Annotated in this window: 14 protein-coding genes and 1 riboswitch; all 14 genes read left to right on the top strand. The window is 43.7% G+C overall.

The features are described 5' to 3' along the window. Positions 1-186 precede the first annotated feature (186 nt). Positions 187-519, top strand: coding sequence for a cobalt transporter (locus tag WBS51_RS08715; protein WP_294461945.1), 333 nt, complete (start codon positions 187-189; stop codon positions 517-519). 3 nt (positions 520-522) lie between these two features. Next, positions 523-705 carry a CooT family nickel-binding protein gene (locus tag WBS51_RS08710; RefSeq protein ID WP_173749466.1) on the top strand — a complete coding sequence of 61 codons (183 nt, stop codon included), beginning with the start codon at positions 523-525 and terminating at the stop codon, positions 703-705. Positions 706-762: 57 nt separating this feature from the next. Next, on the top strand, positions 763-1,680 hold the full coding sequence (locus WBS51_RS08705) for a methylenetetrahydrofolate reductase (RefSeq protein WP_111919874.1): 918 nt from the start codon (positions 763-765) through the stop codon (positions 1,678-1,680). Between the two features lie 39 nt (positions 1,681-1,719). Beyond that, positions 1,720-2,490 carry an ATP-binding protein gene (locus WBS51_RS08700; RefSeq protein WP_173749465.1) on the top strand — a complete coding sequence of 257 codons (771 nt, stop codon included), beginning with the start codon at positions 1,720-1,722 and terminating at the stop codon, positions 2,488-2,490. Positions 2,491-2,659: 169 nt separating this feature from the next. Then, positions 2,660-4,552: an anaerobic carbon-monoxide dehydrogenase catalytic subunit gene (cooS, locus tag WBS51_RS08695; protein WP_294461958.1), complete on the top strand. Its 1,893-nt coding sequence runs from the start codon at positions 2,660-2,662 to the stop codon at positions 4,550-4,552. Positions 4,553-4,625: 73 nt separating this feature from the next. Then, positions 4,626-5,393 (top strand): ATP-binding protein, encoded by a 768-nt coding sequence (locus WBS51_RS08690; protein WP_291683344.1) that lies wholly within the window; start codon positions 4,626-4,628, stop codon positions 5,391-5,393. A 21-nt stretch (positions 5,394-5,414) separates the two neighbouring features. After that, entirely contained in the window at positions 5,415-7,541 is a 2,127-nt protein-coding gene (gene acsB, locus WBS51_RS08685) for an acetyl-CoA decarbonylase/synthase complex subunit alpha/beta (protein ID WP_173749462.1), read from the top strand. A gap of 279 nt (positions 7,542-7,820) precedes the next feature. Beyond that, on the top strand, positions 7,821-8,759 hold the full coding sequence (acsD, locus tag WBS51_RS08680; protein ID WP_291683342.1) for an acetyl-CoA decarbonylase/synthase complex subunit delta: 939 nt from the start codon (positions 7,821-7,823) through the stop codon (positions 8,757-8,759). Between the two features lie 25 nt (positions 8,760-8,784). Further along, positions 8,785-10,131: an acetyl-CoA decarbonylase/synthase complex subunit gamma gene (acsC, locus tag WBS51_RS08675; protein ID WP_173749461.1), complete on the top strand. Its 1,347-nt coding sequence runs from the start codon at positions 8,785-8,787 to the stop codon at positions 10,129-10,131. Positions 10,132-10,357: 226 nt separating this feature from the next. After that, a complete protein-coding gene (acsE, locus tag WBS51_RS08670) occupies positions 10,358-11,143 on the top strand; it encodes a carbon monoxide dehydrogenase/acetyl-CoA synthase methytransferase subunit (protein ID WP_111919868.1) in 786 nt (261 codons plus the stop codon). 108 nt (positions 11,144-11,251) lie between these two features. After that, positions 11,252-13,186, top strand: a complete 1,935-nt coding sequence (gene acsV, locus WBS51_RS08665) for a corrinoid activation/regeneration protein AcsV (protein WP_294463312.1) — start codon at positions 11,252-11,254, stop codon at positions 13,184-13,186. Between the two features lie 30 nt (positions 13,187-13,216). After that, positions 13,217-13,867, top strand: coding sequence for a DUF3786 domain-containing protein (locus WBS51_RS08660; protein ID WP_294463311.1), 651 nt, complete (start codon positions 13,217-13,219; stop codon positions 13,865-13,867). A 14-nt stretch (positions 13,868-13,881) separates the two neighbouring features. After that, positions 13,882-13,990: riboswitch (THF riboswitch) on the top strand. A gap of 105 nt (positions 13,991-14,095) precedes the next feature. After that, positions 14,096-14,662, top strand: a complete 567-nt coding sequence (locus tag WBS51_RS08655; protein ID WP_294463310.1) for a folate family ECF transporter S component — start codon at positions 14,096-14,098, stop codon at positions 14,660-14,662. Between the two features lie 21 nt (positions 14,663-14,683). Next, on the top strand, positions 14,684-14,817 hold a 134-nt coding region (locus WBS51_RS08650), incomplete at its 3' end, for a formate--tetrahydrofolate ligase (RefSeq protein WP_342694068.1).

Here is a 14,817-nt window from a genome sequence, read left to right as displayed (position 1 = left end):
TTGGGGAAATGCACAAAATGCAAGATGTCAAGAGGGGATTTTTGAAAAAATTTACGGGTTGGACACAGAAAAAAACATAAAATATCTTGATAAAAATATGGAAAACAGGTATAATGAGAACAATTGATAAATTATTGTCATTCATTGCGTCCAAAGCCAAAAAACGGGCGCAGAAAGGATAGGAATATGCATTTAATTAAAGATGAAAATGGAAATGTGATTCCTCATGGAGGAGATGAACATCATCACGACCATGGTCATAACCATGAGCATTGCGGCAGCTGCGAAGACGGCTGTTCCGGAAACTGCACAGACGAAGTTGTGGCATTGCTGAATTATATGCTGTCTCACAACGAACACCATGCAGAGGAATTGGACCAGATGGCTGAAAATCTGAAAAAGATGGGTATGGAGGATGCGGCAAAGACAATCAAAGAAGGCGTGGCAGACTTCCAAAAAGGAAATATGCGTCTGGGACTGGCTTTGACACTGGTAAAAGAACATTTAAAGGAGGCTTAAAATATGTGTCTTGCAACTGTTCAGAAAGAAAGTGACAATACCGTAATCTGTAAAATGGTAAGCCGTATTGATGTGGACGGAGATAAAGTAATACTCCGGGATATTATGGGCGAAACCAAAGTGATTGAAGGAAAAATCCTGATGGTAGATTTGGCAAACAGCCTTGTAAAGCTGGATTGCGAGTAATGATTTTAAAGGGTAAAACCTTAAAATAATATATTACAATATGCGGAGGTAGAAATTATGAAATTATCAGATGCAATGAGAGAGAAAATGCTCCTTTCCTTTGAGCTTTTCCCGCCAAAAACAGACAAAGGAATGGAAAATCTTCCAGGTACAATCGAACATCTTTGCAAGTACAAACCGGAATATATTTCTTGTACATACGGTGCCGGCGGTACAAACGTTGGAAAGAACATGGATGTCTGTAAGATGATTAAAGACGCAGGAACGATTCCGGTAACACACTTTACCTGTATCGGAAACACTGCAGAAGGAATTAAAGAACAGCTGCAGAATTACCTGGACAACGGTGTGGACCATATGCTGGCTCTGCGCGGCGACCTTCCTTTCGGATGGACAGGTACCGGCGGCGATTTCGCTTATGCAACAGACCTGGTGGCATATGTTCGTAAAGAGTTTGGTGATAAAATCGAAATCGCAGTAGCAGGTTCACCGGAAGGACATATTTCCTGCCGCAGCCTGGAAGCTGATATCGCTGTTTTGAAACAGAAACAGGACAACGGCGCTGACTACATCATGACACAGCTTTGCTGGGATATGGAACAGTTCAAATACTGGTTAGACGCTATCCGCTGCGCAGGAATCACAATGCCTGTAGATGTTGGTATCATGCCTATCTTAGATCAGGCTGCTACCATTAACATGGCTCTGTCCCGTAACGCGTGCGTAATGCCTCGTGAACTTTGCGAAATCATCTCCAGAAACTGGATTTTCCCGAACCCATTCGTAAAAGATCCATTCGATGCAGATGTAGAAGGCAAGAAAGAAAGATTCAGAGAAGCCGGCATTGAATACACAATCCGTCAGATTGATGAATATCGTGCATGCGGTATCGAAGGTATCCACCTGTACGCTCTGAACAAATGGAAAGACGTATCTGAAATCATTGACCGTTCCGGTCTTCGTACATTAGTGTAATTTGAAACAGTATAGTATAGAATTTGGGAGGTGCCCTTTATGGCGCATGTAATTGCGGTTGCCGGAAAAGGCGGCGTAGGTAAGACAACATTGACCGGACTTATCATTCAGTATCTTGGTGAAAAGGGAAAAGGTCCGATTCTTGCAGTAGACGCAGATGCAAACTCAAATCTGAACGAGGTTCTCGGTGTAGAAGTAGAAGCTACGCTGGGAGAAGTTCGTGAAGAGGTGGCCAGGTCAGAAATGGCAAAGGACAATCCGATTCCGGCAGGAATGACCAAAGCGGATTATATGGAATTTAAGTTTGATGATGCGCTGGTAGAAGATGATGATTTCGACTTGCTGGTTATGGGACGGACACAGGGGAAAGGCTGCTATTGTTTTGTAAATGGACTTTTACAGGCGCAGTTACAAAAACTTCAGAGACATTATCCGTATATTATCGTGGATAATGAGGCAGGTATGGAGCACATCAGCAGGGGCGTGCTGCCCAGCATGCAGACAGCGATTTTAGTCAGTGATTGTTCACGCAGAGGCGTACAGGCTGTAGGAAGGATTGCCAAGCTGATTGAAGAGTGCGATATGCACCCTCAGAAAATAGGTTTGATTATTAACCGCGCACCTGGCGGCGTATTAAACGAAGGAACCAGAGAAGAGATTGAAAAACAGGGATTGGAACTTCTGGGTGTTGTGCCTCAGGATGAAACCGTGTTTGAATATGACTGTGAAGGAACTCCAACTGTGACGCTTCCGGAGAATTCTCCGGTGAAAAAAGCAGTACGGGAGATTGTTGACAAACTGGGACTTTAAAAGCGCAAGCTTTGGCCTCTCTGTCTGGGGCAACTGCACTGGGGAGAGAGGATTTTTTATAAAGCTGATAACCCCCTGGGGCGGATAGGGGTACAGAATCCGCCTGCTTGAACGAGGCAAGCCACTTTAAAATATTTGAAAAAGAGGCGACAATAAAAGGAGGATATTCATGAGTGAATTCAGATTAACTACAGTAGAAGAATTTGAAGCTGCTACTGCGAGACTTCTGGAAACAGGCGCAAAAGTCGGCGCTGATTCCTGGCAGGCTCGTGTGAAAAATCAGACACCACATTGTAAATTTGGTGAAGAGGGCATTTGCTGCCGTATCTGTACAATGGGACCATGCCGTATTACAAAGAAAGCGCCAAGAGGAATCTGCGGCTGCGACGTACACGGTATTGTAGGACGTAACTACCTGAAATTTACAGCAGGCGGTTCCGCTACCCATTCAGACCATGGTCGTGAAATCTGCCATACCTTATATGAATCATCAGCAGATGGCTGCTATAAAGTAAAAGACCCTGAAAAACTGATTCGTATTGCAAAAGAATGGGATATCGAAACAGAAGGCAAAGATATCTATGATTTGGCACACGAAGTGGCTCTGGAAGGTCTGATGGAATATGGTAAACCGTTTGGAACACAGAGATTCTTAAAGAGAGCTCCGGAATCACAGCAGAAACTGTGGGAAGAAAATGAACTGGCTCCTCACGCAATCGACAGAGAAGTTTCCCGTTCTTTACATATGGCTCATATGGGATGTTCTTCCAAACCGGAAGCGCTGGTAAAACAGTCTATCCGTGCCGGACTTTCCGATGGATGGGGCGGTTCCATGATGGGAACAGAGTTCTCTGATATTTTATTTGGAACTCCAAAGCCAATCGAAACAGAAGCAAACCTTGGTGTTATGGTAGAAGAAAACGTAAACATCGTTGTTCACGGACATGACCCAAGTCTTTCTGAGATGATTTGCGAAGTTGCAGACAGCCCGGAAATGGTTGCATATGCAAAAGAAATGGGCGCAAAGGGAATTACAATTTCCGGTGTGTGCTGTACTTCCAACGAAGTTGCAATGCGCCGCGGTATTCCAATGGCCGGTAACTTCTTACAGCAGGAAAACGTGGTTCTGACAGGGGCTTGTGAAGCTATCGTCGTAGACGTACAGTGTATCTTCCCGGCACTTGGACCTTTAAGCAAATGTTTCCATACAAAGTTTATCACAACTTCTCCAATCGCTCAGATGCCGGATTCTGATTTCATCCGTTTTGATGCACATACAGCATTGGAAAAAGCTACACAGATTGTAAAACTGGCAATCGAGAACTTCAAAAACAGAAAGCCGGAATTGGTATACATTCCACAGATGAAACAGAAAGCTACCGTAGGTTATTCTACAGAAGCTATCGTAAAAGTTCTGGATGGTGTTACCAACTCACAGGTTGATGAACTGGGAACTACAAAACCATTGTTACAGTGTATTACCTCCGGTGTACTTCGCGGTGCTGTTGCTATGGTTGGATGTAACAACCCAAGAGTTCGTCCTGACCTGGCTCATATCGAACTGATGAAGAAAATGCTGGCAAACGATATCATCGTTATCGCTTCCGGATGTTCTGCACAGGCTGCTGCGAAAGCAGGTCTTATGGATAAAGCTGCCAAAGATATCTGCGGCGACGGTTTGAAGAGAGTCTGTGAATTGGCTGACATTCCTCCGGTACTGCACATGGGCTCCTGCGTGGATATCTCCCGTATGCTGGTTCTGGCTGCAACTCTTGCAAAAGATGCAGGCCTGCGTATTTCCCAGCTTCCGGTTGTAGGATGTGCACCTGAATGGATGTCTGAAAAAGCAGTATCTATCGGTAACTATGTAATTGGTTCCGGTCTGGATACTTTCCTGGGTGTTGACCCATATGCTTCAGGTTCCAGCGAAATGGTTGAAATCCTCACAAACGGCACAAGACAGTGGTGTGAAGCAGCATTTACTGTAGAAAAAGATATTGAAAAATTAGGCGATGCCATGATGGCAAGAATCGAAGAGAAGAGAGCTGCCCTTGGTATCTAAGAGCGTCAAAATCGGAAAAGCTTCTTGTTTTAGGGGAAGCTTTCCGAAAACATGACTAGGAAAGGTGAATGACATGAAAATTGCAGTTACAGGAAAAGGCGGCGTAGGGAAAACCACTTTTGCGGCAACCCTGGCTCGTCTGTATGCGGAAGAAGGAAAGCATGTGCTGGCAGCAGATGTGGACCCGGACGCAAATCTGGGACTGGCGCTGGGCTTCGACGAGGAAACCCTGGATTCCATTGTTCCCATTACAAAGATGAGAAAACTCATTGAAGAGAGAACCGGCAGCGGAGAGGACAACCAGTTTTATAAACTGAACCCTCAGGTAAGCGATATCCCGGATACCTATTCCAAAATGGTAAACGGTGTGCGGCTTCTGGTTCTTGGCACCGTGGAAACAGGCGGCGGCGGCTGTGTCTGCCCGGAACATGTAATGCTGAGAAGAATCATCAATAATCTGGTTCTGCACAGAGATGATGTAGTAATCCTGGATATGGAAGCCGGATTGGAACACTTGGGAAGAGGAACCACAGAGTCTGTGGATCAGTTTATTGTGGTGATTGAACCAGGTGCGAGAAGCGTACAGACTTATAAAAATGTAAAACGTCTGGCAGAGGATTTGGGCGTGAAGCAGGTTCGTGTAGTGGCAAATAAGGTGCGAAACCAGGAAGATGAAGACTTTGTGAGAAGCCGGATTCCAGCGGAAGACCTTCTGGGCTTCATTCACTATAACACCGAGGTTATGGACGCTGACCGTCAGGGAAAATCCCCTTACGATTTCAGCAATACAGTAAAAGAAGAAATCACAAAAATCAAAGACATAATCGATAAAGGATTATGAGAATGTTAGGAGGAAAAGACATTGACATTATTTGAAACAGTATTTAGTGGAAATGACGCTGTCTATGGTTTGACAGAAGGCGCTATCAACGCTGCTATTGAACAGCACGGCGCTGACAAAGCTATCAGCTTTCCCAATACAGCATACAGCTTACCATGCTACTACGCTGTAACAGGTGTAAAGGTTGGTACTTTAGGAGAATTAAAAGAAGCATTAGGCGTTGTAAAAACTCTTATGACAAGAGAAATGAGAACACATGACATCTTTATGTCCGGTGTTGCAACTGCTCTTTGCGCTGAATTTATCGAAGTATTAAAATACATTGACGGAGCTGCTCCATACGAAGAACCATGCTACGGACATCTGGCTGACGCGGTTATTCGTGAACTTGGTGTTCCTCTTGTAACAGGCGACATCCCAGGTGTTGCTGTTATCCTTGGAAAAGCTCCTACAACAGAAGATGCTGTTGCACTGGTTAAGAGCTACCAGGCACAGGGTATTCTGGTAACCTTGGTGGGCGATGTAATTGATCAGCTTGCAGAAGCAGGTATGAAGACAGGCGCTAACGTTCGTGTGATTCCGTTAGGAAAAGACGTAACCGCAGTTATCCACGTTGTATCTGTTGCATTAAGAGCAGCTCTTATCTTTGGTAACATCACACCAGGTGATGCAGGCAGCTTAATGAAATACACCATGGAACGTGTTCCTGCATTCGTAAATGCATTTGCACCATTAAACGATGTTATCGTTGCATGCGGCGCAGGTGCTATCGCTCTTGGATTCCCGGTTATCACAAACCAGGAAGGCGTATCCGAAGTACCGAAGAGCTTAATCGTTCAGACAGACGTAAGCAAATTCAACGCTACTTCTCTGGAAGCACGCGATATCAAAATCAAAATTACAAACATCGACATTCCGGTTGCTTTCGCTTCTGCATTTGAAGGCGAAATTATCCGTCGCGGCGATATGCAGGTAGAGTTCGATGGTTCCCGTGTAGACTGTGCAGAATTAGTACAGACTGTAGATGCATCCGAAATCGAAGATCACAAGATTACAGTGGTTGGTCCGGAAGCAGATGAAATGGAACTGGGAAGCAAGAACAGCATTGCATACGTTGTAAAAGTTGCAGGAAAGAATATGCAGCCAGACTTTGAGCCGGTTATTGAGCGTAAATTCCACAACTACATCAACTGTATCGAAGGTGTTTACCATACAGGACAGCGTGATATGCAGCGTATCCGTATCAGCAAAGACGCTTTTAATGCAGGATTCCGTATCAAACATATCGGTGAAGTATTATATGCGTCTGTTAAGAATGAATTTGACGCTGTTGTTGATAAATGTGAAGTTGTTATTTACACAGACCCGGCTGAATGTACAAGAATCCGTCACGAAGTGGCTATTCCTACTTTTGACAAACGTGATGACCGTCTGAAATCTCTGACAGATGAATCTGTAGACGTATACTACAGCTGTATTCTGTGCCAGGCTTTCTCACCATCTCATGTATGTGTGGTTACACCGGAACGTCTGGGACTCTGCGGTGCGGTTTCATGGTTAGATGCAAAAGCGACGAATGAACTTGACCCGAACGGTCCTTGTCAGGTTATCACAAAAGAAAGACCAATCGACGAAAGAATCGGTGAGTACGAAGACGTAAACGAAGCAGTACAGAAATTCTCCCAGGGCGCTCTGCAGGATGTATCTCTGTACTCCATCATGGAAAAACCAATGACCTCCTGTGGATGTTTTGAATGCATCTGTGGTATTGAGCCATTCTCCAACGGTGTTGTTATCACAAACCGTGAGTATGCAGGTATGACTCCTCTTGGAATGACCTTCCCGGAACTGGCTTCCATGACAGGCGGCGGTGTACAGACTCCTGGTTTCATGGGACATGGTAAACATTTTATCGGTTCCAAGAAGTTCATGAAAGCAGAAGGCGGTATTGAACGTATCGTATGGATGCCGAAAGAGCTGAAAGACACCGTTGCTGAAAGAGTTAACGCTACAGCAAAAGAACTCTACGGAATTGACAATTTCACAGACATGATTGGTGATGAAACAATCGCAACTGATCCGGAAACACTGGTTGCATTTCTGACAGAAAAGAACCATCCAGCACTTTCTATGGAGCCAATGATGTAATTGAGAAACAAAAACATAAATGTATGTTTTGTATACAGGAAATGGGAGTTTGTCCAAAAGAGGAAAACTCCCGTTTCCCACATTAGAGAAAGTTGATAAAAATACTCTAAATTTCTACAAAAAACGCAGGTGATTTTCAGAGATTTTGATGAAAGTTTTCGCCAAATATTACCGGGGAAACTTGTCAATATTACCTGAATTGTAGTATAATGTAGGCGGTAAATGCGGATTGCCATAAGCATTTGCCGGTTATAAAAAATATGAAGGAGGCTAATGGAAATGCCGTTTAATCAGAAACCACAGAAATTCAATGCAAACATTAACACAGTTGAAATTGGCTGCGGGGACAAAGCAATCAAATTAGGAGGAGAATGTACTTTTCCTTTCTATACTTTTGATGCTCCTCTTGAAAATGCACCAAAAGTAGGTGTGGAAATCTCAGATATGGGATTATCTGAAATCCCTGGTATTCAGAAATTTTATGAAGGCGCTTCTACAATGGCTGAAATCGCTAAAAAAGCAGAAGCTATGGAAGGCGCTGATTTCGTATGCTTACGTCTGGAAGGCGGAGACCCAAACGGAGCAGACAAATCTGTTGATGAATTAGTCGCAGTAGTAAAAGAAGTTGCGGAAGCAGTTACAGGCCCGTTAGTGGTAGAAGGCTGCAAAAATGTCGAAAAAGATTCTGAATTACTTCCTAAAGTTGCCGAAGTATTACAGGGCAAAAATGCTCTGGTTCTTTCTGCGAGAGAAGAAAACTACAAAGCAGTTGGTGCTGCTGCAGGACTTGCTTACAACCAGAAGGTTGGCGCTGAATCTGCTGTAGATATCAACCTTGCAAAACAGTTAAACGTTGTAATGACACAGTTAGGTGTTAAGGCACAGGATATTGTTATGAACGTTGGTTCTGCTGCTGTTGGTTACGGATTTGAATACGTAGTATCTACTATGGACCGTATCAAAGGCGCTGCATTATCTCAGAACGATAACATGTTACAGATGCCGATTATCACAACTGTAGCTGATGAATCCTGGAGTGTAAAAGAAGCTATGGCATCTGAAGAAGATATGCCTGAATGGGGTCCATTGGAAGACAGAGGTATCAGTATGGAAGTGCAGACAGCAGCTGCTGTATTAGCATCTGGCTCTGACGCTGTTATTCTGAAACATCCTCAGTCTGTTGCAGCAATCTCAAAAATGATTAAAGAATTAATGTAATCGTAAAACAGGAGGATAAATAGAAATGGCATTAACAGGTATTCAAATCTTTAAAATGACACCAAAGAAAAACTGTAAAGAATGCGGCTGTCCTACTTGTATGGCATTTGCCATGAAGGTGGCTCAGGGTGCTCTGGAAATTTCCAAATGTCCGCATATGTCTGACGAAGCTTTAGCTGAATTATCAGAAGCTACAGCACCGCCAATGAAAACAATCAAAGTAGGTGCAGGCGAAAACGAATACAGCCTGGGCGGTGAAACTGTTTTATTCAGACATGAAAAAACATTTGTAAGCAAAACAAGATACGCTGTTTCTCTTTGCACATGCATGGATGACGCAGCAGTAGATGCAAAGCTGGCAGAAATCCAGAAAGTAGACTACGACCGTATCGGTGAAAGAATGCACGTTGAAATGATTTATGTAAATTATGAAGACGGAGCAGACAAAGACCGTTATGTGGAAATGGTGAAAAAAGCGGCAGCTCTTGGCAGAACTTTAATCCTTGGATGTAAAGATGTTGAAGTTGCAAAAGCAGCTCTGGAAGTATGCAAAGACGGCAAACCGGTATTAAACGGCGCTACAGCAGCAAACTACGCAGCAATGAGCGAAGTTGCTACAGCAGCAGGCGTGGTACTTGGTGTTGCAGGTGCAGACTTAAATGAGACTTATGATACGGTTGCAGCTTTAGAAAAAGCAGGCAACAAAAACCTGGTTATCGACGCAACCGGCACATCTGTAAAAGAAGCATATGCAAATGCAGTACAGATTCGTCGTGCATCTGTAAAAGACCAGGATAGAACATTCGGTTACCCAACTATCGTAAATGTTGCAGCACTGGCTCACGGTGACAGAACATTACAGCAGGCTCTGGCTTCTCTGTTTACTGTAAAATACGGTTCTATCGTTGTTATGGAAACTCTGGACTATGCAGAAGCACTTCCATTATTCGGTTTAAGACAGAACGTATTTACAGACCCGCAGAAACCAATGAAAGTAGAGCCGGGCATCTACCCATTAAATGGTGCAGATGAAAACTCTATTTGCCTGACAACCGTAGACTTTGCTCTTACATACTTCGTGGTATCCGGTGAACTGGAACGTTCTGGTGTGCCATGTAACCTGATTATCTCCGATGCAGGCGGACTCTCCGTATTAACTGCATGGGCTGCAGGTAAATTATCTTCTACATCTGTAGCAAACTACATTCAGGAAAATGTAGAAGGTAAAGTAAAATCCAGAAAACTGGTTATCCCAGGTAAGGTTGCTGTATTAAAGGGCGACATCGAAGCAAAACTTCCAGGCTGGGAAATCATCGTAGCTCCTCTGGAAGCTGTACAGTTAGTAAAATTCCTGAAAGATTTAACAGCTTAATGTTTGCATAGGACAGCTTTGGCAGACTGTCTGAAAGGAAGGAAAGCACCTTCCATTTCTTAAGAGGCGGCAGTTCCTTTTGGGAACTGTCCCGCCTCTGTAAATCTGAATTCTCTTCTGTATTCCCCGTTTCTTTTTGAAGTTGTTTTCAAAAAGGGGAAATAGGAGTTGAATAGATAGAAAACAATGACCTTAAAATATTAATTTATATAAAAGGAGAAGTATTATGGCTAAATTTGTTACAATTGGTGAAAGAATTCACTGTATTTCCCCATCTATCCGCAAAGCAATGGCTGAGCGTGACCCTGAACCAATTTTAAAACGTGCGAAAGAGCAGTTAGATGCAGGTGCTACATACCTGGACGTAAACATTGGACCTGCTGAAAACGACGGTGAAGACTTAATGAAATGGGCTGTTCAGTTGATTCAGTCTAACTTCGACAACGTTCCTCTGGCTCTGGATACAGCTAATAAAAAAGCGATTGAAGCTGGTATTTCTGTATACAACAGAAGCAAAGGAAAACCAATCGTAAACTCTGCTGATGCAGGCGGAAGAATCGAGAATATCGACCTGGCTGCAGCAAACGATGCTATCGTTATCGCACTTTGTTCAGCAGAAGGTATTGCAGCAGACAACGACGAGCGTATGATGCACTGCCAGAACATGCTGGAAAGAGGTATGATGTTAGGTATGGAACCAACTGATTTATGGTTCGACCCATTATTCCTGGTTGTAAAAGGTATGCAGGACAAACAGATGGAAGTTCTGGAAGCAATTAAAATGTTCAGCGATATGGGTCTGAACTCTACAGGTGGTCTTTCCAATAACTCCAACGGTATGCCAAAACACATCCGTCCAATCATGGATTCCGCTTTAGTAGCGATGTGTATGATGCAGGGTCTGACTTCCGCTATCGTAAATCCATGTGATTTAAGATTAATGGAAACTATCAAATCCTGTGATGTATTCAAAAACAATACTTTATATGCAGATTCTTATCTGGAAATCTAATATCTGCAGACAGACGAAATAAGATTCCTATACAGGGGGTGTCGCATTAAGCGAGGATTGTTTGATGTGACAGCCCCTGTGTACAAGAAAGAGAAAGGCAGAGTTTCTATGTTTAAAGTGACTTTTAAATTCGGAAGCGGCGAGGATGTCACGACCTTTGCCCAGGAAGGTGAGAACCTTTTAGACGTAGCACGCAAAACCAATGTAGCGATTGACGCTCCCTGCGGTGGAAATGCATCTTGCGGGAAATGCAAGGTAAAATTTGTGGACGGGGAACTGGATTCTCCCAAAACACGGCATATTTCAGATGAGGAGTATGAAAGCGGCTGGAGATTGGCATGTGTAAGTAAGATTACGGGTGACGTTGAGGTAGAAGTACCCGATATAGCATCTGCTTACCGCAGCCGAATGAAAGTTGCGGATTTAAGTTCCAAAGAAGAAATTGCCATTTTTGAAAACGCAAAAAACGATTTGGAAACGGCAGGTCTTGCCTTAAAAAACAGTATGGAGATTCTGGATGTGTCCATGGAGATTCCTACCCTGGACGACACCATGCCGGATAATGAACGTCTGGTTCGGGCCATTAAGAAACAGACAGGTGCCTCATCTGTGCGTCTGCCCTTCCAGGTGCTGACGAAGATAGCCAGAGTGTTCCGGGAAAGCGGCTTTCAGGTGCGCTGTGTGGTCCGGACTTCTTCTGCCGGAAACATTTTTGTTTATGATGTGTATCCCAAAGATGCCGAAGTAGTAATCGGAGGACTGGCTGTGGACATTGGTACAACCACAGTATCTGCGCTTTTGATTGATATGCTGACGGGTGAAATTATCGGAAAAGCGTCTGCCGGAAATGGACAGATTCGCTACGGTGCAGATGTTATCAACCGTATTATTGAATCTATGAAACCGGGAGGCAGTAAAAAACTGCAGGACGCCATTATTGGAGAAACCATCAATCCGCTGATTGAGCAGATGTGCAGAGCCAGCGGTTTTCTGCCGGAACACATTTACCGCATGGCAGTAGCAGCCAATACAACCATGAATCATCTCATGGCAGGAATGGAAGGCGACCCCATCCGTATGGAGCCTTATATTCCTACTTTTTATAAAACCAATTCCCTCTTTGCCTCAGATATTGGGATTTGCATTAACCGGGATGCCCATATCATTGTAGCGCCCAATATTGGAAGCTATGTAGGCGGAGATATTACAGCAGGTACTCTGGTAAGTATGCTTTGGAACCGGCCGGAGTTTTCCCTGTTTATTGACCTTGGTACAAATGGCGAACTTGTATTCGGCAACTCAGACTTTATGATGAGCTGTGCATGTTCTGCAGGTCCTGCTTTTGAGGGCGGTGATATCAGTTGCGGTATGCGTGCTACAGATGGGGCCATTGAGGCATGTACCATTGATAAAGAAACCATGGAACCTTCCTACAGCGTTATTGGAAGAGAAGGTGAAAAACCCATTGGTTTATGCGGTTCCGGTATTATTGACGTCATTGCAGAACTGTTCCGTACCGGAATTATCAATCCGAAAGGAAAGTTTGTCCGGGAAGGAAAACGTATCCGTCACGATGAATATGGCATGGGCAGTTATGTTCTGGCTTTTGAAGAAGAAGCAGGTTCTGTCAAGGACGTAGAAATCAATGAAGTGGATATTGATAACTTTATTCGTGCAAAAGGAGCAATTTTCTCTGCTATCCGCACCATGCTGGCTTCCATAGATTTTGAAGTGGAAATGATTGATGATGTCTATGTGGCAGGCGGCATTGGCAGTGGAATCAATATGGAGAATGCTGTGCGAATTGGTATGTTCCCGGATATTCCTATTGAAAAATTCCACTATATTGGAAATTCTTCTCTTGCGGGGGCTTATACCATGCTTCTTTCAAGAGACGCAGAAAGAAAATGCTATGATTTGGCATCGAACATGACCTATCTGGAACTGTCCACAGTGCCGTCCTACATGGACGAATTTGTGGCGTGCTGTTTTATTCCGCACACAGATACCGCTCTGTTTCCGTCCAGTGTACAGGAATCATGAGTTTTGACTAAAATTATCCGAGGTGAAAATATGAATTTTGATTATGCAAAAGACAGTAAGGAACAGCGCCCCTATGAGCATTATTTAAGTGCCTATAAAAGTATGGACCCAAAGGAAATCAGTGAGAGAACGGGCTTTCCCTATGACGAGGAAACCGGCAATTTTACTGTCCGTCTCATGGGAAGCACTTATCTGGTTTCATTCCCGGACTATGAGATTCAGCCTGTAGAAGATACGATTGGTGTGTATCCTCTTACAGAGGCCATGAATGTAAAAATTCTGATTATCCGGTATATGGCGGAACGGTTTCAGACACCTTTCTCCGGTAAGTTTATCACTTATCATGAGGTTCCATGGGGTGAGGTGTATTTCAGGCAATTCCAGGGCAGATGTCTCATGCGTTTTGCTTTTTCCTACGGAAATAAACTGGAAATGTTTGCGAAAATAATGGAACATCTGGGAGCAGAGAAATCAGAGGAGGGAGATTGTTCCTATAAACTGGAGTTTATGGACAACCTTTTTATTAAATTTATCCTCTGGGCCGGAGACGACGAGTTTCCACCGTCTTCGCAGATTTTGTTCTCTGATAATTTTGCGGCAAGCTTTGCAGCAGAAGATTTAGCTGTGGTGGGAGATATTTCCATCAATATGATGAAAGCACTGGAAAAAAAGCTGTCTTAAGAATGTGAAGTATTAGTAGAGTAGATATTGCGCGTTAAGTGTCATGGGATGGGAAGTTGTCCATGAACGAAGGTAATCTGGTTATCTTTGGATTCGCCACGATGTAATATTGCGTCCGCTACTACATTAAGGATTTGATAAATTCTTCTCTTTGGTGTAGTAAACTACTATGCCGTATCATTGCTGTAAATGCTGTTTCGGACAGCAAAAGAGGAGGATTTATTACAAATGAAAAGAGTAAGTAAAGTAAAAATCATGGTATTTGCGGCTGTTTTGATTGCCATGAATATTGTATTGTCCAGAATACTGTCCATATCCATCGGCCCAACGCTGAGAATCACGGTTTCTCAGACACCGGTGTATCTGGCCGGTTTCTGGTTTGGACCTGTTGTAGGTGGCCTTTGCGGATTCCTGGGTGACTTGATTGGAAGTCTGCTGCAGGGCTATGCGCCAAACCCGTTCATTTCCATTTCTGCGATTCTGACGGGAGCGCTTCCGGGAATTGCAGCGTGGTTATTTAAGAAATCCATAGGTCTGCCCCAGATATTGGGCATTACGATTTTAAATGGACTTGTGGGGTCTCTGGGATTCACCTGCATCGGTCTTCACTTTTATTACGGAACCCCTTGGGTGGTACTTTACAGCACTCGTATCATCCAGACAGTTTTGCTGACAGCAGTCAATACGGTTCTGGTACTGTTACTCTATAAAAGCCCTTTGACCGCTTATCTTAAAAAGAGCATGTCTATGGGAATTATACAGGAGAGGCAGATGCCGCAGAGCCATGTGAAATAAAACATTAAGGGAGGTTTTAGAATGGGATTTAAAACTGACATTGAAATTGCACAGGAATGTACAATGGAGCCGATTACAAAAATTGCGGAGAAAGCAGGTATTGATGACAAATATCTGGAGCAGTACGGCAAGTACAAAGCAAAAATTGACTACAA

The sequence above is a fragment of the Blautia acetica genome, from assembly GCF_038739805.1.
Classification (GTDB): Bacteria; Bacillota; Clostridia; order Lachnospirales; family Lachnospiraceae; genus Blautia.
The sequence above is the reverse complement of the archived record's forward strand: the minus strand, read 5'-3'. Positions and strand labels throughout refer to the sequence as shown.